At 69.1% G+C, this 22811-nt stretch carries 27 protein-coding genes; 20 read left to right on the top strand and 7 right to left on the bottom strand.

Going from position 1 to position 22811, the window contains the following annotated elements; all coding sequences use genetic code 11:
- The first annotated feature begins 153 nt into the window (after positions 1-153).
- From A7B20_RS16090 to recO, 7 genes are all read left to right on the top strand, one after another.
- Positions 154-477, top strand: a complete 324-nt coding sequence (locus A7B20_RS16090; protein WP_102109605.1) for a 2Fe-2S iron-sulfur cluster-binding protein — start codon at positions 154-156, stop codon at positions 475-477.
- Positions 478-691: 214 nt separating this feature from the next.
- On the top strand, positions 692-1117 hold the full coding sequence (gene acpS / locus A7B20_RS16085; protein WP_102109604.1) for a holo-ACP synthase: 426 nt from the start codon (positions 692-694) through the stop codon (positions 1115-1117).
- Between the two features lie 59 nt (positions 1118-1176).
- Complete coding sequence (gene lepB, locus A7B20_RS16080) at positions 1177-1956, top strand: signal peptidase I (RefSeq protein WP_102109603.1); 780 nt, start codon at positions 1177-1179, stop codon at positions 1954-1956.
- Positions 1953-2639, top strand: a complete 687-nt coding sequence (gene rnc / locus A7B20_RS16075; protein ID WP_102109602.1) for a ribonuclease III — start codon at positions 1953-1955, stop codon at positions 2637-2639. Before lepB ends, rnc begins: the two co-directional genes overlap by 4 nt.
- Complete coding sequence (gene era / locus A7B20_RS16070; RefSeq protein ID WP_102109601.1) at positions 2636-3550, top strand: GTPase Era; 915 nt, start codon at positions 2636-2638, stop codon at positions 3548-3550. Before rnc ends, era begins: the two co-directional genes overlap by 4 nt.
- Positions 3547-3879 carry a DUF1491 family protein gene (locus tag A7B20_RS16065; RefSeq protein ID WP_102109600.1) on the top strand — a complete coding sequence of 111 codons (333 nt, stop codon included), beginning with the start codon at positions 3547-3549 and terminating at the stop codon, positions 3877-3879. The genes era and A7B20_RS16065 overlap by 4 nt, the downstream gene beginning before the upstream one ends.
- A 280-nt stretch (positions 3880-4159) precedes the next feature.
- Positions 4160-4882, top strand: a complete 723-nt coding sequence (gene recO / locus A7B20_RS16060) for a DNA repair protein RecO (RefSeq protein ID WP_102109599.1) — start codon at positions 4160-4162, stop codon at positions 4880-4882.
- Here the strand turns inward: recO and A7B20_RS16055 are convergent.
- A complete protein-coding gene (locus A7B20_RS16055) occupies positions 4873-5265 on the bottom strand; it encodes an META domain-containing protein (RefSeq protein WP_102109598.1) in 393 nt (130 codons plus the stop codon). The genes recO and A7B20_RS16055 overlap by 10 nt on opposite strands.
- A 100-nt stretch (positions 5266-5365) precedes the next feature.
- Here A7B20_RS16055 and A7B20_RS16050 point away from each other — a divergent pair, with 100 nt between their 5' ends.
- On the top strand, positions 5366-5683 hold the full coding sequence (locus A7B20_RS16050) for a putative quinol monooxygenase (RefSeq protein WP_102109597.1): 318 nt from the start codon (positions 5366-5368) through the stop codon (positions 5681-5683).
- Between the two features lie 287 nt (positions 5684-5970).
- Here A7B20_RS16050 and A7B20_RS16045 read toward each other — a convergent pair whose 3' ends face one another.
- Entirely contained in the window at positions 5971-7659 is a 1689-nt protein-coding gene (locus tag A7B20_RS16045; protein WP_102109596.1) for an acyl-CoA dehydrogenase family protein, read from the bottom strand.
- 173 nt (positions 7660-7832) lie between these two features.
- On the opposite strand from A7B20_RS16045, the gene A7B20_RS16040 reads away from it, so the two are divergent.
- A complete protein-coding gene (locus A7B20_RS16040; RefSeq protein ID WP_245867006.1) occupies positions 7833-8591 on the top strand; it encodes a sulfite exporter TauE/SafE family protein in 759 nt (252 codons plus the stop codon).
- Positions 8592-8880: 289 nt separating this feature from the next.
- Here the strand turns inward: A7B20_RS16040 and A7B20_RS16035 are convergent, their stop codons facing one another.
- Positions 8881-10479 carry a phosphoenolpyruvate carboxykinase gene (locus A7B20_RS16035; RefSeq protein ID WP_102109594.1) on the bottom strand — a complete coding sequence of 533 codons (1599 nt, stop codon included), beginning with the start codon at positions 10477-10479 and terminating at the stop codon, positions 8881-8883.
- Between the two features lie 368 nt (positions 10480-10847).
- On the opposite strand from A7B20_RS16035, the gene A7B20_RS16030 reads away from it, so the two are divergent.
- The 7 genes from A7B20_RS16030 to A7B20_RS16000 all read left to right on the top strand — a co-directional run bounded on the left by A7B20_RS16030 (position 10848) and on the right by A7B20_RS16000 (position 16267).
- Positions 10848-11549: a response regulator transcription factor gene (locus A7B20_RS16030; RefSeq protein ID WP_102109593.1), complete on the top strand. Its 702-nt coding sequence runs from the start codon at positions 10848-10850 to the stop codon at positions 11547-11549.
- Positions 11550-11559: 10 nt separating this feature from the next.
- Complete coding sequence (locus A7B20_RS16025; protein ID WP_102109592.1) at positions 11560-13263, top strand: sensor histidine kinase; 1704 nt, start codon at positions 11560-11562, stop codon at positions 13261-13263.
- A complete protein-coding gene (locus A7B20_RS16020; RefSeq protein WP_102109591.1) occupies positions 13260-13712 on the top strand; it encodes an HPr kinase/phosphorylase in 453 nt (150 codons plus the stop codon). The genes A7B20_RS16025 and A7B20_RS16020 overlap by 4 nt, the downstream gene beginning before the upstream one ends.
- On the top strand, positions 13709-14629 hold the full coding sequence (gene rapZ, locus A7B20_RS16015; RefSeq protein ID WP_102109590.1) for an RNase adapter RapZ: 921 nt from the start codon (positions 13709-13711) through the stop codon (positions 14627-14629). Before A7B20_RS16020 ends, rapZ begins: the two co-directional genes overlap by 4 nt.
- Before the next feature lie 6 nt (positions 14630-14635).
- Entirely contained in the window at positions 14636-15052 is a 417-nt protein-coding gene (locus A7B20_RS16010) for a PTS sugar transporter subunit IIA (RefSeq protein ID WP_102109589.1), read from the top strand.
- Entirely contained in the window at positions 15049-15327 is a 279-nt protein-coding gene (locus tag A7B20_RS16005) for an HPr family phosphocarrier protein (RefSeq protein ID WP_102109588.1), read from the top strand. The genes A7B20_RS16010 and A7B20_RS16005 overlap by 4 nt, the downstream gene beginning before the upstream one ends.
- Positions 15328-15391: 64 nt before the next feature.
- Positions 15392-16267: a lysophospholipid acyltransferase family protein gene (locus tag A7B20_RS16000; RefSeq protein ID WP_102109587.1), complete on the top strand. Its 876-nt coding sequence runs from the start codon at positions 15392-15394 to the stop codon at positions 16265-16267.
- On the opposite strand, the gene A7B20_RS15995 is transcribed toward A7B20_RS16000, so the two are convergent.
- Together A7B20_RS15995 and A7B20_RS15990 are read right to left on the bottom strand one after the other, a co-directional pair.
- Positions 16264-16689 carry a VOC family protein gene (locus A7B20_RS15995; protein WP_102109586.1) on the bottom strand — a complete coding sequence of 142 codons (426 nt, stop codon included), beginning with the start codon at positions 16687-16689 and terminating at the stop codon, positions 16264-16266. The two genes, A7B20_RS16000 and A7B20_RS15995, sit on opposite strands and share 4 nt — an antisense overlap.
- A gap of 1 nt (position 16690) precedes the next feature.
- Entirely contained in the window at positions 16691-17272 is a 582-nt protein-coding gene (locus tag A7B20_RS15990; RefSeq protein WP_102109585.1) for a GcrA family cell cycle regulator, read from the bottom strand.
- 138 nt (positions 17273-17410) lie between these two features.
- Between A7B20_RS15990 and A7B20_RS15985 the strand changes: the two genes are divergently transcribed.
- Both A7B20_RS15985 and A7B20_RS15980 read left to right on the top strand, forming a co-directional pair.
- Positions 17411-18214 carry an ABC transporter permease gene (locus A7B20_RS15985; protein WP_245867003.1) on the top strand — a complete coding sequence of 268 codons (804 nt, stop codon included), beginning with the start codon at positions 17411-17413 and terminating at the stop codon, positions 18212-18214.
- A 58-nt stretch (positions 18215-18272) separates the two neighbouring features.
- Complete coding sequence (locus tag A7B20_RS15980; RefSeq protein ID WP_342747271.1) at positions 18273-19181, top strand: DUF2189 domain-containing protein; 909 nt, start codon at positions 18273-18275, stop codon at positions 19179-19181.
- On the opposite strand, the gene A7B20_RS15975 is transcribed toward A7B20_RS15980, so the two are convergent.
- The gene (locus tag A7B20_RS15975) at positions 19154-20056 is read right to left on the bottom strand and encodes a DMT family transporter (protein WP_102109583.1); all 903 of its coding nucleotides are present in this window, start codon (positions 20054-20056) and stop codon (positions 19154-19156) included. The two genes, A7B20_RS15980 and A7B20_RS15975, sit on opposite strands and share 28 nt — an antisense overlap.
- A 302-nt stretch (positions 20057-20358) precedes the next feature.
- Between A7B20_RS15975 and A7B20_RS15970 the strand changes: the two genes are divergently transcribed.
- Positions 20359-21546, top strand: a complete 1188-nt coding sequence (locus A7B20_RS15970; RefSeq protein ID WP_102109582.1) for an aspartate aminotransferase family protein — start codon at positions 20359-20361, stop codon at positions 21544-21546.
- A gap of 105 nt (positions 21547-21651) precedes the next feature.
- On the top strand, positions 21652-22557 hold the full coding sequence (argF, locus tag A7B20_RS15965; protein WP_102109581.1) for an ornithine carbamoyltransferase: 906 nt from the start codon (positions 21652-21654) through the stop codon (positions 22555-22557).
- Between the two features lie 7 nt (positions 22558-22564).
- On the opposite strand, the gene A7B20_RS15960 is transcribed toward argF, so the two are convergent.
- Positions 22565-22792, bottom strand: a complete 228-nt coding sequence (locus tag A7B20_RS15960; protein WP_102109580.1) for a hypothetical protein — start codon at positions 22790-22792, stop codon at positions 22565-22567.
- Positions 22793-22811 lie beyond the last annotated feature (19 nt).

Genomic DNA, 22811 nt, shown 5'->3' with positions numbered 1-22811 from the left:
GATATGGAACATCCGCGGTGCCTGTCCAGCCCCCGCGGCGGTCGGGCCCGGCCGGCCCCGCCGCGGAAACGGCGCGCGCAAATGCCACTGGTGCGCCGGCGCGCCAGCCTTTAGGAACGGATGCGACGGACGCGCAGCAAGGAAGACGGCGAGATGGCGAAGATCACCTATATCGAGCACGGCGGCAAGGAGCACGTGGTGGAGGTGCCGAACGGGCTGACCGTGATGGAGGGCGCCCGCGACAACGGGATCCCCGGAATCGAGGCCGACTGCGGCGGCGCCTGTGCCTGTTCCACCTGCCACGTCTACGTCGCCGAGGACTGGGTGGAGAAGCTGCCGGCGAAGGAGAGCATGGAGGAGGACATGCTTGATTTCGCCTACGAGCCCGATCCGAAGCGCTCGCGCCTGACCTGCCAGCTGAAGGTCTCGGACGCGCTGGACGGGCTGGTGGTGCAGATGCCCGAGAAGCAGATCTGACCGGGGGGGCGCCGTACCACCGCGGCCCCGCGGAGCGGGTGCGCCTGCCGAAGCGTGGCGCGCCGGTCCGCGCCTTGCGGCGCGGTGCCTCCGGCGGGGATATTTGGAAAGCAAAGATGGGGGGTGCGGGGGGACAGCCCCGCAGCGTTGCCGCATCCGGCGGTGGCAGGGCGAGGGCGGTGCGGCTCCCGGTCCTGGTGGGCGGGGGAGTGCGATGATCCTCGGCATCGGCACCGACCTTGCCAACATCGAGCGGATCGCGGGGGTGCTGGCGCGCCACGGCGACCGCTTCCGCAACCGCGTCTTCACCGAGGTCGAACAGAGGAAGGCCGAGCGGCGGCACGACGTCGCGGGAACCTATGCGAAGCGCTGGGCGGCGAAGGAGGCCTGTTCCAAGGCGCTGGGCACCGGGCTGAGGATGGGGATCGCCTGGAAGGACATGGCGGTGAGCAACCTTGCGACCGGGCAGCCGGTGATGGCCGTCACCGGCTGGGCGGCCGAGCGGCTGGCGGCGATGACGCCCGCGGGATACGAGGCGGTGATCCACGTCACCCTGACCGACGACCACCCCTGGGCGCAGGCCTTCGTGGTGATCGAGGCGCGGCCCCTGGCGCAGGGCGCGGGGCGGGTGGCAACTTGACTCCCCCGCGGGCCTCCCGCATCTAGCGGCCATACCAAGAGGACAGGGGCGGGCAGGGCATGGCTGAGAAGAAAGACGGCATCATGGAAACCGTGAAAACGGTGGTCTATGCCCTTCTGATCGCAGGGATTTTCCGCACGATCTTCTTCCAGCCCTTCTGGATCCCCTCCGGTTCGATGAAGGACACGCTGCTGGTCGGCGACTTCCTTTTCGTCAACAAGATGGCCTACGGCTATTCCCGCTACTCCTGTCCGTTCTCCATGTGCCCGTTCTCGGGGCGCATCCTCGGCTCGGAGCCCGAGCGGGGCGACGTTGTGGTGTTCCGCCATCCGGTGCAGGGCACCGATTTCATCAAGCGGCTGGTCGGCCTGCCGGGCGACCAGATCCAGGTCAAGGACGGCGTGCTGTTCATCAACGGCGAGGAGGCGCCCCAGGAACCGGCGGGCGAATTCGTCGAGACCTATGACAAGCAGGGCCCCGTGGGCAACCTGCCGCGCTGCAAGAACAACGCGCCGCTCGGCGGCGACTGCATCAAGGACCGCTATAGCGAGACCCTGCCGAACGGCGTCTCCCACGACATCCTGAACATCGAGAACCGCCCCGGCATCCCCGACACCACCCCGGTCTATACCGTCCCCGAAGGCAGCTATTTCTTCATGGGCGACAACCGCGACAACTCCACCGACAGCCGGTTCTCGCAGAACACCGGCGGCGTCGGCTTCGTGCCCTACGAGAACCTGATCGGGCGCGCCGACATGGTGATCTTCTCGTCCGCGGGCAAGTCCATGCTGTACTTCTGGACCTGGCGGCCCGACCGCTTCTTCAAGTGGATCCAGTGAAGCTTTCCGCCGACCTCTCCGCCTTCTCCGCGCGCCTCGGGCACAGCTTCTCGTCGCCCGAGCACCTGGTGCGCGCCGTCACCCATGCCTCGATCTCCTCGGCCTCGCGGCCGGACAACCAGCGGCTCGAGTTCCTCGGCGACCGTGTGCTGGGCCTCGTCATCGCCGAGGCGCTGCTGAAGGCCGACGACAAGGCCGCCGAGGGGCAACTGGCCCCCCGCTTCAACGCGATGGTCCGGAAGGAGGCCTGCGCCGCCGTGGCGCGGGAGATCGACCTTGGCGCGGTGCTGAAGCTCGGCCGGTCCGAGATGATGTCGGGCGGGCGGCGCAAGGAGGCGCTGCTGGGCGACGCGATGGAGGCGGTGCTGGCCGCGGTCTATCTCGACGGCGGGCTCGAGGCGGTGCGCCGCGTGATCCTGCGCCACTGGGACGGGGCGCTGAAATCGGTGGACGAGGACGCCCGCGACGCCAAGACCGCGCTGCAGGAATGGGCGCAGGCCCGCCGCCAGCCGCCGCCGGTCTACGTCGAGACGGGGCGGTCCGGCCCCGACCACGCGCCGCTCTTCACCATCGAGGTGCGGCTGCAATCCGGCGAGCGGCAGTCGGCCCAGGCCACCAGCAAGCGCGCCGCCGAACAGGCCGCCGCCGCCGCCCTCCTTGCCAGACTGGAGCCCGAGACATGAGCGATACGCCCACCCGCGCCGGCTTCGTCGCCCTGATCGGCGAGCCCAATGCCGGCAAGTCGACGCTGCTGAACCGCATGGTCGGGGCCAAGGTGTCGATCGTCACCCACAAGGTGCAGACGACCCGCGCCCGGATCCGCGGCATCGCCATGGAAGGCGCGGCGCAGATCGTCTTCGTCGACACGCCGGGCCTGTTCCGCCCGCGCCGGAGGCTCGACCGCGCCATGGTCGCCGCCGCCTGGGGCGGGGCCGCGGATGCCGATCTCGTGGTGCTGCTGATCGAGGCGCATCGCGGGCTGACCGAGGGGGTCGAGACGATCCTCGCCGCGCTGAAGGAACATGTGGGCGAGCGGCCCGTGTACCTTGCCATCAACAAGATCGACCGCGTCGAGGCGCCGGTGCTGCTGGCGCTGACGAAAGAGATGAACGAGCGCTTTCCCTTCGTCGAGACCTTCCTGATATCCGCCGAGCGCGGCCACGGCGTCGAGACGCTGAAGGCGAAGCTGGCGGCGGCGCTGCCCGAGGGGCCGTGGCTCTATCCCGAGGACCAGATCGCCGACCTTCCGCTCAGGATGATCGCCGCCGAGATGACGCGGGAGAAGCTGACGCTCAGGCTGCACCAGGAGCTGCCCTACGAGCTGACCGTCGAGACCGAGAGCTGGGAGGAGAAGAAGGACGGCTCGGCCCGGATCGAGCAGTTCATCTATGTCCAGCGGGACGGGCACAAGGGCATCGTGCTGGGCAAGAAGGGCGAGACGATCAAGACCGTCTCGCAACTCGCGCGCGCGGAGCTGGAGGAGTTCCTGGGCCGCAAGGTGCACCTGTTCCTGCAGGTGAAGGTGCGCCCCGGCTGGCTGGACGAGGCGGCGCGCTATACCGAGATCGGGCTGGACTTCAAGGACGGCAATTGACCCGGCTGACCGCCGCCTTCTGGGTCGCCGCCTATCGCAGGCGGCTGGAACTGCACGACATTCCCGCCTTCGTCGTGGCCCATGGCGACGACACGGCGGGGGCGGTGCTGGTGAAGTCGAACACGCTCGACGGCCGCGCGACGGTGTTCCAGAGGAGCTTCGACCTGATGTCGGGGGCGCGCGTCTGGACCGTACTGGCGGAGGGGGCGGAGGCGGACTGCGACGCCGCCATCGCGCGGCAGCGGGGCTTCGATCCGGACCTTTGGGTGATCGAGGTGGAGGACCGCGCCGGGCGTCACCTGCTGGACGAGGACGGTCTGGCGGAGTAACGCGGTTTCGCGGCGCGGGGGCCTGATCCGGCCTCGGCGCCGGTTGCGGGTGCGGGAGCCTCCGGCGGGAGTATTTGGTGAAAAGAAGAAACAGGGGGGCGGGACGGATCCGCGACGTTGCGGCTCGGTTCCTCCGGGCCGTTGTCGCAGGGTTCTTGCGTGCGCGCTCCATGTGCGGCGCCGGGACCGCGTCCGGCTGCGCGGGTTACCGTGCTCGCCCGCCGGGGTGCGGCAGACTAGGTTAGTCGCGCGCGGTGGGCGTGTGGGGTGAGGGCAGGCGATGGACTGGCGCGATCAGGGAGTGGTTCTGACGGTCCGCCGTCACGGTGAATCCTCGGCCATCGTCGAGGCCTTCACCGCCGCCCATGGCCGCCATGCCGGGATCGTGCGCGGCGGGGCGGGGCGCAAGCTGTCTCCGATCCTCCAGCCCGGGGCGCAGCTGGACCTGACCTGGCGGGCGCGGCTGGAGGATCACCTCGGCACCTATACCGTCGAGCCGGTGAGGAGCCGCACGGCCGTGCTGGAGGACCGGCTGGCGCTGGCGGGGCTGAACGCCGTCGCGGCGCTGCTGGCCTTCCTCCTGCCCGAGCGGGAGGCGCATCCGGCGCTCTATGCCCGGTCGATCCGGCTTCTGGACATGCTGGGCCCGAACGACGACTGGCCGCTGGCCTATCTCCACTGGGAGCAGGCGCTGCTGGACGAGGCGGGGTTCGGGCTGGACCTGACCGCCTGCGCGGTGACCGGCAGCCGCGAGGACCTGGCCTATGTCTCGCCCCGGACGGGGCGGGCGGTAAGCCGGGAGGGCGCCGGGGACTGGGCCGGGCGGCTGCTGCCCCTTCCGCTCTGCCTGCTCGGGCAGGGGACGGCCTCGGCCTCGGAGCTGCTCGACGGGCTTCGCACCACGGGACATTTCCTGGAGAACCACCTGGCCCCGGCCCTGGGCGAACGACCGCTTCCGGCGGCGCGGGAGCGGCTGATCACGCTGTTCCGCCGTCACTTCTGAGCGCGGATCACCATCTGGCGCCCGGCGTCGTTCGACAGGATCACGACGTCGCCCAGCCCCTCGACCAGGGTCATCTGGCGCAGGGCGGCCAGATAGGCGTTTTCCTGCGCCTGCGCGGGGCAGGTGCGCCGGGTCGACGCGATGTCCTCGATCCCGATCCAGGGATAGGGCACCGTCTGTCGCGCCGACCAGCGGTTGCAGGGCGCCTCGCCCCGCACCGCGCCCTCCGACGGGAAGGCGATGGTGGCGCGGGCGGGAAAGGGGGCGCCGTCGAGCTCTTCCAGCAGGAAAGTCGCCTCGCGGTCGATGTAGCCGGACACGGTTTCGTCCTTGCCGGCGCAGGCGGCCGCGAGGAGCATCGGGATCAGGAGGGCGGATCTCATGGCGGCAAGGCTTGCCCCTTGGGCATCGGCGGCGCAAGGGGGGTGGTGCCCGGAGCGCCCGCGTGGTTCTCTCGGACGACGGAGATTTGAGGGAGAGACCATGACCGAGAGCGTGCATGTGGTGGCGGTGCTGACGGCGAAACCGGGGATGCGACCGGCCTATCTGGAGGCCTTCGCGAAGATCGTGCCCGAGGTCCATGCCGAGGACGGCTGCCTCAAGTACGTGGTCTGCACCGACACCGAAGGTGCGGGGGCGGCGCAGACGCCCTATGGCGAGGACGTGCTGGTGGTGGTCGAGGAATGGGAAAGCCTCGCCCACCTCCAGGCCCACGGCGCCGCGCCGCACATGAAGGCCTTCGGCGAGGCGGTGAAAGACATGGTGGCGGACCGGAAGATCCATATCCTGTCGGCGGCCTGATCCGGTCGGACAGCGGCGCGGACCGGCCTGCCTATGGCCGCCGTAGCGCCGCGCGCGATCTGCGGCGTGCCGCGGAGGGAAAGCCTCCCCCGGAGGCTTTCCGGTATCTGCTAGGACAGGAGCCTCCTTGCGATCACTTGCGCCTGGATCTCCGCGTGCCGCGGAGGGAAAGCCGCCACGGAGGCTTTCCGATATCTGCCAGCCGAGGAGCCTTCTGGCGATCACCTGCGCCTGGATCTCCGCGTGCCGCGGAGGCAAAGCCTCCCCCGGAGGCTTTCCGATATCTGCTAGGACAGCAGCCTCCTTGCGATCACTTGCGCCTGGATCTCCGCGGCACCCTCGAAGATGTTGAGGATGCGGGCGTCGCAGAGGATGCGGGAGATCGTGTATTCCAGCGCGAAGCCGTTGCCGCCGTGGATCTGCAAGCCGTTGTCCGCCGCCGCCCAGGCCACGCGGGCGCCGAGAAGCTTCGCCATCCCGGCTTCGAGATCGCAGCGCTTGCCGTGGTCCTTCTGCCAGGCCGAGAAATAGGTCAGCTGACGCGCCACCATGATCTCGACCGCCATCATGGCGAGCTTGCCCGAGACGCGGGGGAACTCGATCAGGGCGCGGCCGAACTGCTTGCGGTCCTCGGCATATCGCATCGAGACGTCTAGCGCCGATTGCGCCACGCCGATGGCCCGGGCGGCGGTCTGGATGCGGGCCGACTCGAAGGTCTCCATCAGCTGCTTGAAACCCTTGCCCTCCTCGCCGCCGAGCAGGTTCTCGGCCTTCACCTCGAAACCATCGAAGGCGATCTCGTATTCCTTCATGCCGCGATAGCCCAGCACCTCGATCTCGCCGCCGGACATGCCGGGGGTGGGGAAGGGGGCTTCGTCTGTGCCGGGGGTCTTCTCGGCCAGGAACATCGACAACCCGCGGTAATCCGAGGTGGCGGGATCGGTGCGGGCCAGCAGCGTCATCACCTGGGTCCGGGCGGCGTGGGTGATCCAGGTCTTGTTGCCGGTCACGCGGTAGGTGTCGCCGTCCTTCACCGCGCGGGTCCGGAGCGACCCGAGGTCGGAGCCGGTATTCGGCTCGGTGAACACGGCCGTCGGCAGGATCTCACCGCTGGCGAGGCCCGGCAGCCATTTCTCCTTCTGCGCGTCCGTGCCGCCGCAGAGGATCAGCTCGGCCGCGATTTCCGAGCGGGTGCCGAGGGAGCCGACGCCGATGTAGCCGCGCGACAGCTCCTCGCTGACCACGACCATCGCCGCCTTCGACATGCCGAGGCCGCCGAGGTTCTCGGGAATGGTCAGGCCGAAGACGCCCATCTCGGCCAGTTCGCCGATCACCTCCATCGGGATCAGCCGGTCCTTCAGGTGCCATTCGTGGGCGTGGGGTTCGATCCTGTCGACGGAGAAGCGGCGGAACTGCTCGCGGATCATCTCGAGCTCTTCGTCGATCCCGCTGCGCCCCACGGTGATGTTGGCGGCGTGCTCGCGCATCAGCTCGACCAGCCGGACGCGGGCGGTCTGCGTGTTGCCGCGCCGACAGAGCTCCGTCACCTCGGGCGTGCGGAACGCCGCCTGCGTCGCGTCTTCGAGCCCGAGGTCATGGAGGCGCAGCATCTCGCCCTGGCTCATCGGCAGGCCGCCCGCGATCTGGTTCAGGTACTCACCGAAAGCGATCTGGTGGATCAGCTGCTCGGTCTCGCCGAACTGGCCCGCGCTTTCCAGCCGTTCGGCCCAGACCTGCATCCGGCGCAGCGCCTCGGCATAGGTGGCAAGCCAGGCGAGGCCGTGCATGGCGTGCTGGTCGGCGTCCATGGCGGCGGCGTCGATCCGCCCGCCCGCCGTGACCCGCGGCTTCAGGGTGGCGATGGCGGCCTCCAGCAGCGTCCCGGCGGCGTCGCCCGCGGCGGCGGTCAGGCCGAGGAGCCCCTCCAGGATCGGTGTGGGGGCGGCGGTGGGCAGGTCTTGTCCGTCATGGGCCATGGGGCGGCTCCCTATCGTGCAGTTGCAGCATGACATAGGGCGATCCCGGCCGTCACGCAACAAGATTTCCTTTTGGGGCGTTCGTTTGAACGAAAATGACGCAGTCGCTTCGCGCTGGTGCCTGCCCACCGCCCCGGTATAACGGCCCCATCCGGAAAAGGGGAGCGCGGCGGTTGGACACGTTCACGGCATTCACCTGGGGCGTCTTCGTCATCGCCGGCCTGCTTGGCGGCTTCGTCAAGGGCGCGGTCGGCTTCGCCATGCCGATGATCATGATCTCGCTCCTGAGCTCGGTGATGGCCCCGAACCTGGCGCTTGCCGCGCTGATCGTGCCCACGGTGCTGTCGAACCTCTGGCAGGCGCTGAGGGGCGGACCCGCTGCGGCGCTCGACTCGTTGAAGGTGCACTGGCTGTTCGTCACGATGGTCATGGCGTTCATCCTGTTCTCGGCGCAGCTCGTCACGCTGCTGCCCGCGCAGGCGCTGTACCTGATCCTCGGCGTGCCGGTGGTGCTGTTCTCGCTCGCGCAGCTTGCGGGCTGGCGGCTTGACATCCTGCCCCACCAGCGGCGGCGGGCCGAGGTGGGGATCGGCGCCTTCGCGGGTTTCGTGGGCGGGATCTCGGGCGTCTGGGGGCCGCCGACGGTGATCTACCTCACCGCGCTCGACACCCCGAAGGCCGAGCAGATCCGGGTGCAGGGCGTGGTCTATGGCATGGGGGCGGTGATGCTGACGGCGGCCCATGTCCAGTCCGGCGTGCTGAACGCGGCGACGCTGCCGCTGTCGCTCTGGATGGTGCTGCCCGCTGGGCTGGGCCTTGTCGCGGGCTTCGCCATGCAGGACCGGCTGGACCAGGCGAAGTTCCGGCGGCTGACGCTGGTGGTGCTGGTGGTCGCGGGGGCGAACCTGCTGCGGAAGGGGTTGATGGGGTAGGGGCGTTGCCGTTTCCGGAATTTGGGAAATTCCGGGCGCACCGGCGGCGATGTACTGCCCGGGTGTCAACCCGGGCATCCCCCGACCGCCCCGTCACGCCAAAGGCGTGCCTCCGGCACGACGCGGGGGATACCCCCGCCCGCGGTCGGGAGATCCCCTTTGTGCGGAACGGGGCGGTGGAAGCTGGAACAGTTCGAATCCGTGCCTGGAATTGCGGGCGCGCCGGACAAGAAAAACGGCCCGGCAACATCGCCGCCGGGCCGCAAAATCCTGACCGACGGCCTGCGCCTCAGCCGATCGTCACCGCGCGCACGTCGTCGTCGATGTGGTCGGCGTATTGCGCGAAGTTCTCCGAGAACATGCTGACGAGCTTCGCCGCCTGCCGGTCGTAGCTTTCGGGATTGTCCCAGGTCCGGCGCGGATCCAGCAGGATGTCGGGCACGCCGCTGACCGTCACCGGCACCTCGAAGCCGAAGTTCTTGTCCTTGCGGAACGGCGCCCTGGCGAGCGAGCCGTCCAGCGCCGCCGTCAGCAGCGCCCGCGTCGCCTTGATCGGCATCCGCGAGCCGGTACCGTAGGCGCCGCCGGTCCAGCCGGTGTTGACCAGCCAGCAGGTCGCGCCGTGCTTGGCGATCTTCTGCTTCAGAAGCTCGCCGTAGACCTCGGGGCGGCGCGGCATGAAGGGCGCGCCGAAGCAGGTCGAGAAGGTCGGCTGCGGCTCGGTCACCCCGCGCTCGGTCCCGGCCACCTTGGCGGTGAAGCCCGACAGGAAGTGGTACATCGCCTGCGCCGGGGTCAGCCGGGCGATCGGCGGCAGCACCCCGAAGGCGTCGCAGGTCAGCATGATGATGTTCTTGGGATGCCCGCCAAGGGCGCTGGCCGAGGCGTTCGAGATGTAGTGCAGCGGGTAGGCGCAGCGCATGTTCGCCGTCAGGCTGTCGTCCTCGAAGTCCAGCTCTTTCGTCTCGGGGTCGAACACCATGTTCTCGATGATGGTCGCGAACTTCTTCGTGGTGGCGAAGATCTCGGGCTCGGCCTCGGGAGACAGTGAGATCGTCTTGGCATAGCAGCCGCCCTCGAAGTTGAAGGTGCCCCGGTCGGACCAGCCATGCTCGTCGTCGCCGATCAGCACCCGGGCCGGGTCGGCCGAGAGCGTCGTCTTGCCAGTGCCCGAGAGGCCGAAGAACACGGCGGTGTCCACCGGATTGCCGGGCGCGTGGTTGGCCGAGCAGTGCATCGGCATGATGCCCTTTTCCGGCAGGATGTAGTTCAGCAGCGTGAACACCGATTTCTTGTTCTCGCCCGCGTATTCCGTGCCGCCGATCAGGATCAGCTTCCGGTCGAAGTTCAGCGCGATCACCGTGCCGGACCGGCAGCCGTGCCTTTCCGGGTCCGCGGTGAAGGAGGGGCAGTTGATGATCGTGAAATCGGGCGTGAACTCGTCCAGCTCGGCCCGCTCGGGCCGGCGGAGGAGGGTGCGGATGAACAGCGAATGCCAGGCGAGCTCGGTCACCACGCGGACGTCCAGCCGATGCGCGGGGTCGGCGCCGCCGTAGAGGTCCTGCACGAAGTAGTCGCGCCCCTTCATGTGGGCGATCATGTCGTCGTAGAGCGCGTCGAACTTGGCGGGCTCCATCGGCGCGTTGTTCTCCCACCAGATCGTCTTTTCGGTGCTGGCGGAGCGGACCACGTGCTTGTCCTTGGGAGAGCGGCCGGTGAACTTGCCCGTCGTCACCAGGAGCGTGCCGCCCTGGCCCATCGTGCCTTCCTTGCGCGCCAGCGCCTCGGTCATCAGGTCGGGTTCCAGCAGGTTGTAATGCACCGTGCCGAGCCCGGTGATCCCTTGGGTTTCGAGGGTATGGGCCTTGTTGACCCGTCCGATGCTCATGGGTTCTCTCCTCCGCCGACCGCAGGGCCGTTGTTCATGTTGTTGGGCCGACGCGGCTGTGAACCGGCGGGCTCAGGGGGTGAGGACAGTGTAGCATATTGAAACCAAAGAGGAACAGGCGGGGGCACCTCCGTTAGCGCAACCACGTCGCAGGTTAGCGCAACCATCGGCGCGCCGCCGCCGGGTCCGCGGGGCGGTGGCGGGGATTGTCCCTAAAAGTGAGGTAATTTAGCCATCCCTAACGATTATGTGGCCAGATTGTGGCGCGACGGGTCGGCTGATTCGCAGTTAACAGTTGATTTGGCGCTGGCGCGCGCGGAATATGGTGTAAATACAAAAGTATCAATCGAGCAGCACGAGGAACACCCATGTCGAGGATCGCACTGGTGGACGACGACAGGAACATCCTGACGTCCGTGGCCATGACGCTCGAAGCCGAGGGCTTCGAGGTTGAAACGTACAACGACGGCCAGGCCGCCCTGGACGCCTTCAACAAGCGTCTGCCGGACATGGCGGTGTTCGACATCAAGATGCCCCGCATGGACGGCATGGACCTGCTCCAGCGCGTCCGCCAGAAGACCGCGATGCCGGTGATCTTCCTCACCTCCAAGGACGACGAGATCGACGAGGTGCTGGGCCTTCGAATGGGCGCCGACGACTACGTGAAGAAGCCCTTCAGCCAGCGCCTGCTGGTCGAGCGGATCCGCGCCCTGCTGCGCCGCCAGGAGGTGCTCTCGGGCGAGGAGATGACCGAGGCCGAGACCAGCCAGATGATGGTGCGCGGCAACCTGTCGATGGATCCCGCCCGCCACGCCGTGATCTGGAAGGGGCAGGACGTCTCGCTCACGGTGACGGAATTCCTGCTGCTCCAGGCGCTGGCCCAGCGGCCCGGCTTCGTGAAGAGCCGCGACCAGCTGATGGACGTCGCCTATGACGACCAGGTCTATGTCGACGACCGCACCATCGACAGCCACATCAAGCGGCTGCGCAAGAAGATGCGCAGCGTCGACAGCGACTTCTCGGCGATCGAGACGCTTTACGGCATCGGCTACCGCTATAACGAAGAGTAAGTCCTTGACCATGGCGCCGGGAATGGAGGCGGGCGGATCTGGATCCGGCAGGCAGCGCGGAATCGTGCTGGGCGAGGACTGGACCGGTCCCCACGCAACGGTCGAGCAGGAACTTCGCGACCGCCGCGAGCGGCGCGGCGTGCTGTTCCTCAACCGCTCGCCCCTGGCGCGCAAGATCATCATCTTCAACCTGCTGGCCATCGTGATCCTGGTGGTCGGCGTGCTCTACCTCAATCCCTCTCGCGACAGCCTGGTGAAGCAGCGCGAGAAGGCGCTGGTGACGGAGGCGGGCCTGATCGCCAGCGTGATCGAGGCGCGCCTGCCGGGCGTGGACGCGGGCAGCCTTGCCGCGGGGAGCGACGCCGCGGCCGCCGTTCTGGCCGACCTCTCGCTTTCGGCGACGAACCAGATCTTCCTCTTCGCCCCCGACGGCAGCCTTGCCGCCTCCAGCGTCGGCCTCGGTCAGCCGACGGGGGAGGGCGAGGGCGGCAGCACGGTTCTGACCAACTTCCTGAACAGCCTCTGGGAGGGGCTGTCGGGCCTGCTATCGGCCGCGCGGCCCGACACCTCCAGCGAGACGCCCGAGGACCAGGCCCGCGCCATGGTGTCCGAGACGCTGGGCGGCGCGACGATGGTGCGCACCGGGCTCGACGCCCGCGGCTCCACCTTCTTCGCCGTCGCCAGCCCGGTCGAGGTCGCGGGAACGGTGGTCGGCGTGGTCGCGCTGACCTCCGCCTCGGGCGAGATCGACCGCCTGGTTCGGATCGAGCGCGAGCAGGTGCTGCAGATGTTCGTCATCGCCATCCTCGTCTCCATCGGTCTCTCCATGGTCCTCGCCTCGACCATCGCCAACCCGCTGTCCGACCTCGCCGCCGCCGCCGAGATCGGGCGCGACCGGAACGCGCGGACCGTGAAGCCCTCGCGCGTGCGCATCCCCGACCTGACCGCGCGCCCCGACGAGATCGGCCGCCTCTCGGGGGCGCTGCGCGGGATGGTCGCGGCGCTCTACGACCGGATCGACGCGAACGAGCAGTTCGCGGCCGACGTGGCGCACGAGATCAAGAACCCGCTCGCCTCGCTCCGCTCCGCCGTGGGCAGCCTGCGCTTCGTCAAGAAGGAGGAGCAGCGCGAACGCCTGCTCGACGTGATCGACCACGACGTGCGCCGCCTCGACCGGCTGGTCAGCGACATCTCGAACGCCTCCCGCCTCGACAGCGAGCTGGTGAAGGAGGAGGAAGAGCGGTTCGACCTGCTGAACATGCTGGCGAACCTCTCCGACTATCTCGGCGAGGAGGCGAAGGCGAAGGGGGTCGAGTTCATTTCGGACCTCCCGGCCGAGCCCATCGTGATCGACGGCCTCGAAAGCCGCCTCGCGCAGGTCTTCGTCAACCTCATCACCAACGCGATCTCGTTCTGCGAGGACGGCGACGCGATCCGCGTCTGGGCGAGGAAGCGGGAGAACCGCGTGCTGGTGGTGGTGGAGGATACCGGCCCCGGCATCCCCGAGGCGGCGCTGACGAAGGTGTTCAACCGCTTCTACTCGGAACGCCCCGAGGGGCAGTTCGGCAACAACTCGGGCCTCGGCCTCGCCATCTCGAAGCAGATCGTTGAGGCCCACGGCGGCGTCATCTGGGCCGAGAACATCCGCCCGACCGACGCCGACGTCACCTCGGACCCCCTTGGCGCCCGCTTCGTGGTGGGCCTGCCGGTGTGAGCCCGGCGCCCCCCGCCGACGGCCCGCCCGGGACCATCCTGCATGCCGGCTGCGTCGCGCTGAACGGGCGCGGGCTCCTGATCCGCGGCGCGGCAGGCCGCGGCAAGTCCACGCTGGCTCTGCGCCTCATGGCCCATGGCGCCGCGCTGGTCGCCGACGACCGCACCCGGATCGCGCGGCAGGGTGGCATCCTTTTCGCCTCTGCTCCGCCGACGCTGCCGCCGCTGATCGAGGCGCGGGGGCTGGGACTGCTGCGGGCCGACCTTCTGGCGCAGGCGGCGCTGGCCGCGGTGGTGGACCTCGACCGCGCGTCCGAGGGCCGCTTGCCGCGCCCGGCGACCTGCGACATTCTGGGCCTGCCGCTGCCCCTTCTGGCAGGAGGCGATCTGCCCCATCTTGATGCCATGCTGATTCAGTATCTCAAGGCCGGACTGGCCGACACGCCATGAGCGATCCCGACGACATCCCGGCGCAGGTCCCCACGGGCCCGCGGCTTGTGCTTGTCACCGGCCCCTCGGGCGCGGGACGCTCCAGCGCGATCAACGTGCTGGAGGACCTCGGGTTCGAGGCCATCGACAACCTGCCGCTGACCCTGCTGCCGCGCCTTCTGGAAGGCGGGCCGCTCACCCGGCCGCTCGCGCTCGGGCTCGACGTCCGGAACCGCGACTTCTCCACCGCGGCGCTGATCGACTGCATCGAGGTGCTGGAACGGCTGCCGGACGTGCGGGCCGAGGTGCTGTACCTCGACGCCTCGCCCGATGTGCTGCAGCGCCGCTTCTCGGAAACCCGCCGCCGTCATCCCATGGCCCCGGCGGAAACCCCGACCGAGGGGATCGAGCGCGAGATGGACCTGCTGACCGGGATCCGCGCCCGCGCCGACATCCTGATCGACACGTCGGAACTCACGCCCCACGACCTGCGCGCCGAACTCGACCGCTGGTTCGGTGCCGAGAGCGGCAGCCGCCTGGCCGTCTCGGTCCAGTCGTTCAGCTACAAGCGGGGCCTGCCGCGGGGGCTCGACATGGTGTTCGACGTCCGCTTCCTGCGCAATCCGCACTGGAACCCGGCCCTGCGCCCGCTGACCGGGCTGGACGCTCCGGTGGCGGACCACGTCATCGCCGATCCGCGCTTCGCCGACTTCTTCGCGCGGGTCCGCGACCTCAGCCTCGGCCTGCTGCCGGCCTACGCGGACGAGGGCAAGACCCATTTCGCCATCGGCTTCGGATGTACCGGAGGGCAACACCGCTCGGTCGCCGTTACGGAACTTCTGGCAAAGGCCCTTGCAGCCGAGGGGTGGCAGGTATCAACTAGGCACCGGGAGATGGAGCGACGGGCCGCCTTTCCGGGGGCGGTCAAGACGGGGTAACGTGTCGTGATCGGTATAGTCATCGTGGCACACGGCGGCCTGGCGCGGGAGTTCCTGTCGGCAGTCGAACACGTCGTGGGCCGCCAGCCGGGGATCGAGGCCATCGCCATCGCCCCCGACGACAACCGCGCCGCCAAGGAGGCCGAGATCTGCGCCGCCGCCGACCGGGTCGACACCGGCGGGGGCGTGGTGGTGGCCACCGACATGTTCGGCGGCTCGCCCAGCAATCTCAGCCTCCTGGCCTGCAACCCGCGGAACCGGCAGATCGTCTTCGGGGTGAACCTTCCCATGCTGATCAAGCTGGCGAAATCCCGCCAGCTTCCGGTGCCCGAGGCGGTGCGCATGGCCCTGGCCGCCGGTCGCAAGTATATCGACGCCTTCGAGGTCCAGGGCGAGGTCCAGGGGAGGGAGACCGGGACATGAGCGCGACGGTCAGCCGCAGATTGAAGATCGTGAACGAGAAGGGGCTGCACGCCCGCGCCTCGGCCCGCCTGGTCGAGGTGGTCGAGCAGCACGATGCCCGCGCGGCGGTGTCGAAGGACGGACTCAGCGCGTCGGGCGACAGCATCATGGGGCTTTTGATGTTGGCAGCCTCCAAGGGAACCTTTATCGAGGTTCAGACCAGCGGCCCCGAGGCCGACCGGCTGGCCGACGCGCTCGAAGCTCTGGTGGCCGACCGCTTCGGCGAAGAGATGTAGCACCCGGGCCACCCGGCAGGAGAGACGCGGTTTGACAGACAGCAGCCGTCACAGGGGCCGTCTGATGCATGCTCCGCCCCGGGCGCTGAAGGGCCAGGGCGACGGCGGCAATCTGGCCGACCAGCCCTATGACCGCCGCCGCCTGTCCTATGCGGGCACCTTCACCAACCCCGTCCAGGCCCGCACCATCCAGGCGATGGAGTTCCTGACCGGCAAGCTGCACCTCTTGCGGCTGATCCGGAAGTTCGAGGGGATGGGCGTGCCCCATGGCCAGGGCTTCTGGAAGCAGGCGCTGGAGGTCATGGGGATCGACCTCCAGACCCCGGCCGACGAGATCGCCCGCATCCCCGCGACCGGCCCGCTGGTGATCGTCGCCAACCATCCCCACGGCCTTGTCGACGGCATGGTGCTGGCCGAGCTGATCGGGCGGGTCCGCACGGACTACAAGATCCTGACCCGCTCGCTTTTGACCGGGGTGGGGGAGATCGAGCAGTTCATGATCCCCGTGCCCTTTGCCCACGAGGCGGATGCGCTGGAGCAGAACCTCGAGATGCGCCGCCGCGCCATGGCGCATCTGGAGGAGGGGGGCGCGATCGTGCTCTTCCCCTCGGGCGTCGTGGCGTCGTCACGGTCGCTCTTCGGCCCGGCGGAAGAGGCGGAGTGGAACCCCTTCACCGCGAAGATGATCCAGCGCTCGGGCGCCACGGTGCTGCCGATCTACTTTCCCGGCCAGAACTCCCGCTGGTACCTGATGGCGAACCGCATCTCGGCGACCCTGCGCCAGGGGCTTCTTCTGCACGAGGTCGTCCACGCCCTGAACAGGCCCCAGGCGCCGCGCGTGGGCCATCCGTTCGACCCGGCCGAGATCGCGGCGTGGAAGGGCAATCCGCGCGGCTTCATGGCCTGGCTTCGCGCGCAGACGCTAGCGCTCGGGCGCTAGCGGTCCTCGCCGAACCACAGGCGTGTGGACGAGAACTCCACCGAATTGCCCGCGGGATCGCGGACATAGATGGACCGGACGCCGTTGGGCCAGAGGAAATCCTGCTCGATCTCCACGCCCTCGGCTTCCAGTCGCGCCCGCCAAGCGTCCATCGCCGCCTCGGCGACGTTCAGGCAGAGATGCCCGGGCCCCCGTGCGCCGTGGGGCGGCACCGGGATCTTCGGATTGCGCGGCGGCTGATCCGTCTCGTCGGGGTCGAACACCAGCACCACGCTGTGTCCGGTCCGGAAGAACACGTGCCGCCCGTCGACGCGCTGGATCCGCTCCAGCCCCAGCGTGCCGCCATAGAAGGCTTCGGCCGCGTCGAGATCGGCGGCATAGACCGCCGCCTCCAGCACGCCCTCGACGCCGGGCGCGGCCATCTCAGCGCCGCCGGTCGCGGCGCGAGCTCATCGGCTGGAACGCGACGCCGACATGGGCCTCGCAATAGGGCTTGCCCTGCTGCACGGCGAGTCCGCAGAACCAGAAGTTCTCGGTCGCCGGATCGCCGACGGGCCACTTGCAGGTCCGCTCGGTCAGCTCCATCAGGCTGATCTTCTTGCTGGTCTTCTCGACCTCGCGCACCGAGGCCAGCGCCTCGGGCGAGATCTCGTTGGCCGAGGGCTGCGGCGGCAGGGGCTGGCCGGCCGGGATGATCGCGCGGCGCGCGGCGCTGATCGACGGGGCGGGCGTTTCCTCCTCCGCCTCGTCCCTGGCGACCTCGGGTTCGGGCTGCGGCGCGGGGCGCGCGGCCTCGACCTTCGGCTCGGGGGCAGGGGCGGCGGCCTCGGGCGCCTCCGCCTCGGCGGCGGGGGCGGCGGTGCGGTTCGACAGGCCCAGACGGTGCACCTTGCCGATCACGGCGTTGCGCGTCACGCCGCCCAGTTCCTTGGCGATCTGGCTGGCCGACTGGCCTTCGCCCCACATCTTCTTCAGGAGCTCGACTCGTTCATCGTTCCAGGACATGGCGCAGGTTCCTTGCAGTAAAGGAAGAGGCCCGGGTGCGAATGACGACGCCCGGCCTTGAGGTTTGGCTTGAGGCCCTATTGTAGTCACCCGTGTCGCGGATACAAGGACCGCCGCGGACAAGGCCGGAGGATGAGCATGGAAAAGACGTTCGAGATGGGCAGCCGCAGGTTCGGCCGCGTCAACTGGCTGGGGGTGCAGACCCTGGCCGAGCGCGAGGTGCGCCGCTTCCTCGGCGTGTGGACCCAGACGCTGCTGGCGCCGCTGATCACCGCGGGGCTGTTCCTGACCGTGTTCTCGCTTGCCATCGGGCCCAGCCGCGGCGACGTCATGGGCGTGCCCTTCGTGCAGTTCCTGGCCCCGGGCATCCTGATGATGACGGTGATCCAGAACGCCTTCGCCAACACCTCGAGCTCGATCATGGTGGCCAAGGTGCAGGGCAACATCGTCGACACGCTGATGCCGCCGCTCTCGGCCGGAGAGCTGGTCGTCGGCTACATGGCCGGCGCCGTTGGGCGGGGGCTGTTCGTGGCCGTGGCGATCTGGCTGGTCATGGCGGTCTTCCTCGGCACCGGGCTCGCGCATCCCTTCTGGGCGCTGACCTTCGTGGTGCTCGGCGCGGCCTTCCTCGGCGGGCTCGGCATCGTCGCGGCGATCTTCGCCACCAAGTTCGACCAGATGGCGGCGATCACCAACTTCATCATCACGCCGCTCAGCTTCCTCTCCGGTACCTTCTACTCGATCGAGACGCTGCCGCCGGCGATGTTCTACCTGACCCATGCCAACCCGGTCTTCTACCTGATCGACGGCGTGCGCTTCGGCATCATCGGCCGCTCCGACAGCTCGCCCTGGCTCGGCCTCGTGATCGTGCTGTTCTGCACCGCACTGGTGCTGGCGCTGTGCTGGCACTGGTTCCGCAAGGGATACCGCCTGAAGTCCTGATCGGCGCGACGTCCACACGGTTGTGCACACCCGCGGCTTTTCGTGCTAGGATGGCCCGGTGAAGCGCCTCGCGCTGCCCGCGGGGCGCCGAAAACCGGAGGACTTCACCATGGTCAAGACCATCGGCAACCCCCTGTCCTGGACGGCCCGCGCGCTGGGCGACGGCGCCAGCGCGGTGCCGCCGCGGCTGGGGCGGATCGGCGGCACGGGCGTCATGCCCGAGACGCGCCGCCTGACGTTCGACGACCTCAGGGCCGCGCTGAGGGACGGCTGGGACGATTTCGCGGCGTTCCGCACCGATGTCATGTTCGCCTGCCTGCTCTATCCCGTGATCGGCCTGGTGCTGGCGTGGTTCGCCTTCCACCAGGCGCTGCTGCCGCTCCTGTTCCCGCTCGTCGCGGGCTTTGCGCTGCTCGGCCCCGTCGCCGCCATCGGCCTCTACGAGATGAGCCGCCGCCGCGTCATGGGGCTCGAGGCGCGCTGGTCCGACGGCTTCGCGCTGCTGGCCTCGCCCTCGCTCGCGCCCATCGTCGGCGTCGGCGCGGTGCTGTTCCTGCTGTTCCTCTGCTGGCTCGGCGCCGCCGGGCTGATCTACGAGGCGACGCTCGGGCCCGCGCTGCCCGCCTCGGCCGTCGCGCTGGTGCGGGACGCCCTGACCACGACGGCGGGCTGGACGATGATCGTCGTCGGCTTCGCGGTCGGCTTCGTCTTCGCCGCCGTGGTGCTCGCGGTCAGCGTCGTGTCGCTTCCACTGCTCGTCGACCGCGACGTGGGGCTGGTGGCCGCCATCGTCACCTCGGTCCGCGTGGCGAAGGCCAACCCGAAGGTGATCGCCGCCTGGGGCCTCGTGGTGGCGGTCTGCCTCGCCCTCGGCTCGCTGCCGGCGCTGATCGGGCTGATCGTGGCGATGCCGGTCCTCGGCCACGCCACCTGGCACCTCTACAGGCGCGCCGTCGTCACCGGCTGAGCGCGCTTCCGCCCGTCGCGCACCGCCAGCACGACACCGCCGAACACGATGATCCCGGCGCCGAGCCACGAGGCGGCGCCGGGCACCACGCCGAACACCGCGAAGTCGTAGAGCGTCGCGAACAGCAGCGTGCCATAGCTGAAGGGCGCGACGAAGCTCGCGTCGGCCCGCGCCATGGCGTTGACGAAGAAGCTCTGCGCGCAGGCCATCAGCACCCCGAGCGCCGCCAGCGCCGCCCACTGTGCCAGGGTCGGCGCCGCCCAGACCCAGATCACGGCGAGGCTCGAGATCGCGAGGCCGATGGCGTTGTTGATCAGCAGGATCTGCAGCGGCGGCTCGCGCCCGCTCAGAAGCTTGATGCAGATGATCTCGCAGCCCATCAGCACCGCCGCCAGCAGCGCCAGCAGCGCGCCGGGCTGGATCGTGCCGCTGCCGGGCCTCAGCAGCACCATGGCGCCGAGCAGGGCAATTCCCGCCGCGCCGAAGCGGACGGGCCCCACCTTCTCGCCCAGCAGCGGGATCGCCAGCAGCATCCCGAACACCGGGTTCAGGAAGCTGATCGCCGTCGCGTCGCCGAGCGGGATGAGGGCCACGGCCGCGAACATCAGCGTCACCCCCGACCAGCCCAGGAACGAACGCGCGGCGTGCACGGGAAGGTTCGGCTGGCGTATCTTCGGCCGCATCACCGCGGCGAGCGAGAGGAAGGCCAGGAAGGCGAAGACGAAGCGGCCGTGGCTGATCTGGAGCGGATGCAGCGCCGGGCCGAGCGCCTCGGTGCCGAGCGCCTTCGCCAGCACCGTCGTCGCCGCGATGAAGGCGGTGGCAAGGATCATCAGCAGGACGGCAAGGAGGGGGTTCGGCGCGCGCGGAGTCATGGCCGATCCATGGGCAAGCGGGCGGGGGGCCGCAAGGCCAATCGGCGGTCCGGCGCAGATTCCGCTTCCCAAGCCCGTGCCGAGCGGTTAACGACGCGTCATGCACACCGCTTCGCGCCCCATCCTCCGACGCCGACGCTGACCCGATCCCGCGGGGCGACGTCCTTCGTCCGCGCCGCATCTGTGCATCCCCGTGTCATGCGCCTATCCTCCGCGAAGATGACACGCCTTTCCGCCCGAATATTGACAGCCCCGGCCACCCGCGCCACTCAATGGGCTTCGCCCGTGCAAGGACCAGAACCATGATCCCATCCATCCTGCCCACCTACAACCGCGCCCCCCTCTCCTTCACGAAAGGGGAAGGCAGCTGGCTGACCGAGGCGGACGGGACGCGATACCTCGATCTCGGCGCCGGGATCGCCGTGAACGCCCTCGGCCACGCGAACCCCGAACTGGTCGCGGCGCTGAGCGAACAGGCGCAGGCGCTCTGGCATGTCTCGAACCTCTACCAGATCCCGGCCCAGCAGAAGCTCGCGGACCTGCTGGTCGAACACACCTTCGCCGACACCTGCTTCTTCACCAACTCGGGGACGGAGGCCTGCGAACTGGCCGTCAAGATGGCCCGCAAGTACCACTACGAGCGCGGCAATCCGGAAAGGACCGACATCGTCACCTTCACCGGCTCCTTCCACGGCCGCTCCGCCGCCGGCATCGCCGCGGCGGGGTCCGAGAAGATGACCAAGGGCTTCGGCCCGCTCCTGCCGGGCTTCACCCACGTCCCCTTCGGCGATCACGAGGCGCTCGGCCTCGCCATCACCGACAGCACCGCCGCGATCCTGATCGAGCCGATCCAGGGCGAGGGCGGCATCCGTCCCGTTCCCGACCAGTGCCTGAAGGGCCTGCGCGAACGCTGCAACTACCACGGCATCCTGCTGATCCTCGACGAGGTGCAGTGCGGCATGGCCCGCACCGGCAAGCTCTTCGCCCATGAATGGGCGGGGATCGCGCCCGACATCATGATGGTGGCCAAGGGCATCGGCGGCGGCTTCCCCCTCGGCGCCGTGCTGGCGACCGAGGAGGCGGCAAGCGGGATGACCGCGGGCACCCACGGCTCGACCTACGGCGGCAACCCGCTGGCCTGCGCCGTGGGCGCGAAGGTCATGGAGATCATGACGCGGGACGGTTTCCTCGACGAGGTGAACCGCAAGGCGGGCCTGTTCCGCCAGTCCCTCGAAGGTCTCGTCGCCGCCCACCCGGGCGTCTTCGCCGAGGTGCGCGGCACCGGCCTGATGCTGGGCCTGAAGTGCCACATCCCGAACGCCGAGGTGGTCCAGGCGGGCTATGGCGAACACGTCCTGACCGTCCCCGCCGCCGACAACGTGGTGCGCCTGCTGCCCTCCCTGACGCTCACCGACGGCGACATCGCCGAGGCCGTCGCCCGCCTCGACCGCGCCGCCGCCACCGCCCAGGCGCGACACGCCGCGGAATAGCGTGCTTCCCGGACGGAAGCCGGACCGCTTCATCTTTGCTTTCCAAATATCCTCGGGGGTCCGGGGGCAGACAGCCCCCGGCGCTCTCAGAAAAGAGCCAGTGAAATGAACCATTTCCTCGATATCCACAAGACCGCGCCCGAAGACCTGCGGCACATGATCGACCACGCCCGCGCGATGAAGACGGCGCGGGGCGGCCGCCCCAAGGGCACGCCCGATGACGAACAGCCGCTGAAGGGCCACATGGTCGCGCTGATCTTCGAGAAGCCCTCGACCCGCACCCGCGTCTCCTTCGACGTCGGCGTGCGGCAGATGGGCGGCGAGACCATGGTGCTCTCGGGCGCCGACATGCAGCTCGGCCATGGCGAGACCATCGCCGACACCGCCCGCGTGCTGTCGCGCTATGTCGACCTCATCATGATCCGGACCTTCGAGGAGCAGACGCTTCTGGACATGGCCGAACACGCCACGGTGCCGGTGATCAATGGCCTCACGAACCGCACCCATCCCTGCCAGATCATGGCCGACGTGATGACCTTCGAGGAGCGGAACGGTCCGATCAAAGGGTGCAAGGTCGTCTGGTCCGGCGACGGCAACAACGTCTTCGCAAGCTTCGCGCACGCGGCGAGGCAGTTCGGGTTCGACCTGACCTTCACCGGCCCCCCCACGCTCGACCCCGAGCCGGAGCTGCTCGGCGACATCACGATCGAGCGCGATCCCCACAAGGCCGTGCAGGGGGCGGATCTGGTCGTCACCGACACCTGGGTGTCGATGCACGATCCGCAATCGGCGCGGGAGCGGCGGCACAACCAGCTGCGCGGCTACCAGGTGAACGAGGAGCTGATGGCGAAGGCGAAGCCCGAGGCGCTGTTCATGCACTGCCTGCCCGCGCACCGCGAGGACGAGGCGACGAGCGCGGTGATGGACGGGCCGCACTCGGTGATCTTCGACGAGGCCGAGAACCGGCTGCACGCCCAGAAGGCGATCATGCGCTGGTGCCTCGGGGTCTGAGGCGGTCTCAGCCCGCCTTGGGTGCTGTCCTGGCCTTGTAGGGCGCCAGGATCTCGCGTGCCCGCCGCTCGGCGCGGCGCACCCGGACGGCCGTCAGGTAGGCTTCCTGCAGGGTCTGGGAGGAGGCGCCCAGCACCTCGCCGATCTGGTCGACGATGGTCGCGTCGCCGCTGTTGTCGGCGGCGGCCAGGGCTTCGAGGGCCAGTTCGTCGGCCAGGTCTTCGAGCAGCTTCATCTCGTCTCCTTCCTTGGGC

It is taken from the genome of Oceaniglobus roseus, assembly GCF_002869745.1.
GTDB classification, from domain to species: Bacteria; Pseudomonadota; Alphaproteobacteria; order Rhodobacterales; family Rhodobacteraceae; genus Oceaniglobus; species Oceaniglobus roseus.
Note: the sequence above shows the minus strand (reverse complement) of the source record. Positions and strands in the feature narration are given on the sequence as shown.

Bases quoted from the DNA above. Each gene is read 5' to 3' on its own strand.
- A7B20_RS16055 (WP_102109598.1), bottom strand. From the start codon at position 5,265: ATGAGATCCGCCCTCCTGATCCCGATGCTCCTCGCGGCCGCCTGCGCC.
- A7B20_RS16030 (WP_102109593.1), top strand. From the start codon at position 10,848: ATGTCGAGGATCGCACTGGTGGACGACGACAGGAACATCCTGACGTCC.
- era (WP_102109601.1), top strand. From the start codon at position 2,636: ATGAGCGATACGCCCACCCGCGCCGGCTTCGTCGCCCTGATCGGCGAG.
- A7B20_RS16000 (WP_102109587.1), top strand. From the start codon at position 15,392: ATGCATGCTCCGCCCCGGGCGCTGAAGGGCCAGGGCGACGGCGGCAAT.
- A7B20_RS16050 (WP_102109597.1), top strand. From the start codon at position 5,366: ATGACCGAGAGCGTGCATGTGGTGGCGGTGCTGACGGCGAAACCGGGG.
- A7B20_RS16005 (WP_102109588.1), top strand. From the start codon at position 15,049: ATGAGCGCGACGGTCAGCCGCAGATTGAAGATCGTGAACGAGAAGGGG.
- A7B20_RS16025 (WP_102109592.1), top strand. From the start codon at position 11,560: ATGGCGCCGGGAATGGAGGCGGGCGGATCTGGATCCGGCAGGCAGCGC.
- rapZ (WP_102109590.1), top strand. From the start codon at position 13,709: ATGAGCGATCCCGACGACATCCCGGCGCAGGTCCCCACGGGCCCGCGG.
- lepB (WP_102109603.1), top strand. From the start codon at position 1,177: ATGGCTGAGAAGAAAGACGGCATCATGGAAACCGTGAAAACGGTGGTC.
- A7B20_RS15985 (WP_245867003.1), top strand. From the start codon at position 17,411: ATGGAAAAGACGTTCGAGATGGGCAGCCGCAGGTTCGGCCGCGTCAAC.
- A7B20_RS15970 (WP_102109582.1), top strand. From the start codon at position 20,359: ATGATCCCATCCATCCTGCCCACCTACAACCGCGCCCCCCTCTCCTTC.
- A7B20_RS16045 (WP_102109596.1), bottom strand. From the start codon at position 7,659: ATGGCCCATGACGGACAAGACCTGCCCACCGCCGCCCCCACACCGATC.
- acpS (WP_102109604.1), top strand. From the start codon at position 692: ATGATCCTCGGCATCGGCACCGACCTTGCCAACATCGAGCGGATCGCG.
- A7B20_RS15960 (WP_102109580.1), bottom strand. From the start codon at position 22,792: ATGAAGCTGCTCGAAGACCTGGCCGACGAACTGGCCCTCGAAGCCCTG.
- A7B20_RS15995 (WP_102109586.1), bottom strand. From the start codon at position 16,689: ATGGCCGCGCCCGGCGTCGAGGGCGTGCTGGAGGCGGCGGTCTATGCC.
- argF (WP_102109581.1), top strand. From the start codon at position 21,652: ATGAACCATTTCCTCGATATCCACAAGACCGCGCCCGAAGACCTGCGG.
- A7B20_RS16090 (WP_102109605.1), top strand. From the start codon at position 154: ATGGCGAAGATCACCTATATCGAGCACGGCGGCAAGGAGCACGTGGTG.
- A7B20_RS15990 (WP_102109585.1), bottom strand. From the start codon at position 17,272: ATGTCCTGGAACGATGAACGAGTCGAGCTCCTGAAGAAGATGTGGGGC.
- recO (WP_102109599.1), top strand. From the start codon at position 4,160: ATGGACTGGCGCGATCAGGGAGTGGTTCTGACGGTCCGCCGTCACGGT.
- A7B20_RS16035 (WP_102109594.1), bottom strand. From the start codon at position 10,479: ATGAGCATCGGACGGGTCAACAAGGCCCATACCCTCGAAACCCAAGGG.
- A7B20_RS15975 (WP_102109583.1), bottom strand. From the start codon at position 20,056: ATGACTCCGCGCGCGCCGAACCCCCTCCTTGCCGTCCTGCTGATGATC.